This is a genomic window from Clostridium swellfunianum, assembly GCF_023656515.1.
Lineage (GTDB): Bacteria > Bacillota > Clostridia > Clostridiales > Clostridiaceae > Clostridium_AT > Clostridium_AT swellfunianum.
Genome location: NZ_JAMOFV010000004.1, coordinates 1 through 3,492 on the forward strand (window position 1 = coordinate 1; position 3,492 = coordinate 3,492).

Annotated in this window: 3 protein-coding genes; all 3 read right to left on the reverse strand. The window is 36.7% G+C overall.

Annotated elements, in window-relative coordinates; genetic code table 11:
- Window positions 1-102: 102 nt before the first annotated feature.
- Genes NBE98_RS00040 through NBE98_RS00050 form a run of 3 tightly spaced genes read right to left on the reverse strand, consistent with a single transcriptional unit; the run spans window position 103 to window position 3,279 of the window.
- Window positions 103-1,125 (reverse strand): site-specific integrase, encoded by a 1,023-nt coding sequence (locus NBE98_RS00040; RefSeq protein ID WP_250811126.1) that lies wholly within the window; start codon window positions 1,123-1,125, stop codon window positions 103-105.
- Window positions 1,118-2,092 carry a tyrosine-type recombinase/integrase gene (locus tag NBE98_RS00045; RefSeq protein ID WP_250811127.1) on the reverse strand — a complete coding sequence of 325 codons (975 nt, stop codon included), beginning with the start codon at window positions 2,090-2,092 and terminating at the stop codon, window positions 1,118-1,120. The genes NBE98_RS00040 and NBE98_RS00045 overlap by 8 nt, the downstream gene beginning before the upstream one ends.
- Window positions 2,092-3,279, reverse strand: coding sequence for a site-specific integrase (locus NBE98_RS00050; RefSeq protein WP_250811129.1), 1,188 nt, complete (start codon window positions 3,277-3,279; stop codon window positions 2,092-2,094). The genes NBE98_RS00045 and NBE98_RS00050 overlap by 1 nt, the downstream gene beginning before the upstream one ends.
- Window positions 3,280-3,492 lie beyond the last annotated feature (213 nt).

Sequence of the window (3,492 nt, forward strand, 5' to 3'; positions counted from 1 at the left end):
AGACATTATGTAGAGTCAAATATTATGGGGAGTACATAGTGTTTTTCATGTATTTTAAGGTGATTACACTAAAATCACTCACCATAATACTTAAAAGCTATTCTATTCGCATAAGCCATTCAACCACTTCATTAGATCTCCATCTTCCTCCCATCTTGGAATTTCATCGGGGACTAAATCAACATATGCATTTTCAATAGCCTTTCTTTTCATTTCACTGTCCGCTCTCGCGTATATCTCTGTTGTAGAGCAATCTGCATGCCCAAGAAAATCACGTATATATATGAGATTTACTCCTGATTGAAGCAAGTGCATGGCTTTTGCATGACGGAGCACGTGAGGAGTTATATGAAAATTAACTTTAAATAAAGATTTTTCCCTTGCCATCTCCACATACTTATTTAAAATATAGGAAACTCCCCATCTAGATAGCTTCTGGTTCTTTTGATTTGTGAAAAGGTAATTATCTGTCTTTGCAAGCCCAAAATGATACTTTTTTATTTTAAGGTATTTTTCAAGTAGTTCTGATGTCCCGCCCATTAAAGGAACCTGACGAATCTTATTGCCCTTACCGTGCAAGGTAATTACTGAGGGATCAGAAAGCCGTATATCTTTAATCCTAATTTCTGTGAGTTCTTGAACTCTTGCACCAGTATCGTACAAAACTGATAGAAGCACCATATCCCGAAATCCTTCGTAAGTAGATGAGTCAGGCTGCTGTAGCAGAATTCTTATTTCAGTACCCGTTAGGTACTGGACTAACCCTTTCTGACTTTTCTTGTTTGGAATAGAAAGGATTTTTTGTATTTCAAATAAGTTTTCAGGAACTTCCTTTTGTACATATTGAAAAAATGAATGTAGTACAGCTAGTCTATGGTTACGTGTTGAAATTGAACATTCTCTTTTTTCTTCAAGCCATTGAAGATATTCCACAACAAGTTCCTTTGTCAGTTGATTCATGCTTATTGTCTCAGGTCTCATCGACCTTTTTGTTGTGCAGAATACCAAGAAGAGTTTAAAAGTATCGCGATACGATGATATAGTATGTACACTCGCATTTTTCTGTCCAGGAAGGTATTTTGATAAAAAGTATGAAAGATATCTTGGAAAATCAGCATTATTCATCAAACTCACCACCTAGCGGTATAACGTAACCAAAGTCTGCTTCAACTCGATTAATGATATTAGGATACAGATCAGCAGTTAGCCTAAGATAATATTGTGTACCTCTAAAATCTGAATGCCCCATATATGCTGCAAGATATGGAAGGAGATTGGTCAATTCCTCACCTGAAAGAACCCAGCCTTTGAGGCACTTTACAGCAAAATTATGTCTCAAATCATGTACTCTAGGTCCTGCATCTGTGTGTGATATACCTGCATTCTGCAGATAGTCGCGAAAGCGACGGTACATTGTGCTCTGATCAATTCTTTTATTGTTCTTTGTAGTAAATAGATAAGCACTATCATTAGAATATCTATGGATTTTCTCCTTAAGCTCAATGATGCGTTCCGTTAGGCTGGGAGAAAGAGGGATTATACGGTCTTTATTATTTTTAGCGTGATATATAGTCAAAATACCTTCGGTAGGACTGAAATCACTTATGAGGAGGTTTAATGCTTCAGAAATTCTCATGCCAGTTCCATAAAGAAGTCGAAAGAATACAGGGTCAATAATACTCCTATTGGTATAAAATGAATCCTTCCAAGAGTCAATTGTATGGAAGATTTGTGCCATTTCTTCTTCAGTAAATATATACGGTACGTGAGTGCCTTGATTCTGTGGTGCTGACTTGATTTCAGGCACATAAACTTCATGAAATCCATTCTTCGTAAGGAACAAGGCAAAATCGTGCATGAGCCGTTCTTTCAAGTAGTAGCTAGATGGACGTTCTACAGCTGAATAAATAAATTCATTCAGCATGGGTTTTGTCAGGCGTGAGCCTGAGTAACCATTTCTGGAGTAGTATTCATCGAATCTTTTCAAATAGTGTTCCTGTTGGTTAAATCGAAATCCTGTCATTCGTTTCTCCTTAAGATAAGATATAAGCATATCGGAGATATCGCTTTGCCATTGGTATTTTTCTTTCATTACTGGAACACCTCCTCCGGATCTAAGGCACATTTTCTCAGCCCTTCAATATCTATCTTAATGTAGATACTGGTTGTGTTTATACTCTGATGGCCCAGTGTTTCTGAAATTACTGACAAAGGAGCTTTCGCTTCAAGCATATTTTTGGCTAAGGTGCTTCTTAGTGAATGCATACCACAAATGACACCAGATGGAATATTAATCCCCGCTGCCTCCATGTAGCGGCGCAGTTCTCTTTGAAAACACTCGTTTTCGCCGAAGGCATCAAAAGGAGCTCTATGTCTGACAAATATCCTGTTACTCGCTGTTCTAGGGCGGCCATTCTTAAGATAATCAATGAGCGCCCAACCTATATCATCTAGAATCGGCAACTCTATTGCTTTACAGGTTTTTTGCATTATAATACTGATTGTCTTACGACTCCAATTCAAATTGGAAAGCTGCATCCTGCGGATGTCACTAACTCTTAAACCAAGACGAACAATGAGAAGCAGTATTGCAAAGTCACGCTTACCCTTCGGGTCTCCCCTATCAATAATGGACAATAGTTTTTTTACATCTTCTGTTTTCCATGAGTAAGGAATAAAGGCATTCCGTAGGATTCTTATATGCGGTAAAGATGAGGCAATATCTATTTTTATAAATCCTGCTTCCTTCAGGAAAGATAAATAGTTACGCAACACATATACAACAGTGGCTACATACTTTGGTTTTGATTCTTCATAGTTAGCTAAAAACTTAGAAATAAGAACTGATGTGATCTTGCCTGAATTAGATATACCTTTTTCATCAAGGAAAGTGAGAAGTTTATGTATTATGTTATTGTTACATACTATAGTTGCATCTGCATAATTACGTTCTTGATATTCTTGTTGAAACTGCTTATATTCTTTCTCAAAGCCAGGTGGACAAATAAATGGTTGTATATGTGATCGAATAAAGAAGGATAGTTCGCCAGTTTCCATAAAGATTAGAAGATTTTGAACAGGTTTCATCACCCTACCTGTTTTACGGTCGGAAGACCCCCAGAATCCCTGGAGTTTAGTGCCAGTTTTACACTTAATATAATCCATTCCAACCTCTTCTGTTAATTTTGTGATGTTTTTTTCCTTCATGAACTTTAGGAGGCTGTTAAGTACACCTCGATGATTTTTGATGGTGGAAATGGCATATTCGCGTTCTGCCATTATTTTTACAACCGAGTTAATTGCATTGCTGATAGATTGTAAGTTATCCAAAATAATACTCATCCTTTCTTTTTATAGATAAGATAAGTATTGCCATATTATGGTGAGTGTTTTATGATAAAAATAAGATAAATTCAGGAAACATGTAGTTTACTCCACATAATGTGTGACTCTACATAATGCCTCTTATGTAGAGCTCTCCATAAAAGACAT

Coding starts and splice junctions, on each gene's coding strand:
- NBE98_RS00045 (WP_250811127.1), bottom strand. CDS start 2,092: ATGAAAGAAAAATACCAATGGCAAAGCGATATCTCCGATATGCTTATA.
- NBE98_RS00040 (WP_250811126.1), bottom strand. CDS start 1,125: ATGAATAATGCTGATTTTCCAAGATATCTTTCATACTTTTTATCAAAA.
- NBE98_RS00050 (WP_250811129.1), bottom strand. CDS start 3,279: ATGGCAGAACGCGAATATGCCATTTCCACCATCAAAAATCATCGAGGT.